A 574-nucleotide genomic window follows, 5' to 3' on the forward strand; every position below is an offset into this window, starting at 1 on the left:
CCAGCGCCTCGATGCGCCGATAGATCTCGGCCAGCGCCGCCGGATCGCCCGCGTGGAAATGCGCGCCGCCCGTGCCTTTGGCGATGGCCTCCAGCGTCGCGACATCCAGCGCCGCCTCGCCCACCGTGGCGGGGTCGCCGAGCGAGACGGTGTAGATCTTCACGCCCAGCCGCCCCGCGATCTCGGCCGCGCGGACGGGCGGCACGCGGCCACCGGTGTCGTTGCCGTCGGTGAGCAGGACCATCAGCCGGCCCGTGACCTCCGCGCGCTCGAAGCTCTGCGCGGCCAGGCCGATGGCGTCGCCGATCATGGTCTGTGGGCCGGCCATGCGGGGAAAGGTCTCGTCCAGTAGGCCCAGCAGCGCCGTGTGATCCGCCGTGAAGGGCGCCAGCACGAAGGCCGCCGTGCCGAAGACGATGAGGCCGATGCGGTCGCGCGGGCGGTCGGCGATGAAGCCCTTCAGCACCGCGCGCGCGGCGTCGATGCGGGTGGCGCCCGCCATGTCCGGCGTCTCCATCGAGCCCGAGAGGTCGAGCGCCAACAGCACGTCGCGTCCGCCGGTCTCGCGCGTCAC

1 protein-coding gene is annotated in these 574 nt (G+C 73.3%); it reads right to left on the reverse strand.

The features are described from left to right. On the reverse strand, nt 1–574 hold a 574-nt coding region (locus AC1DWF_RS37050; protein WP_476843409.1), incomplete at both ends, for a VWA domain-containing protein.

Source organism: Aminobacter sp. P4_D5 (assembly GCF_056401815.1).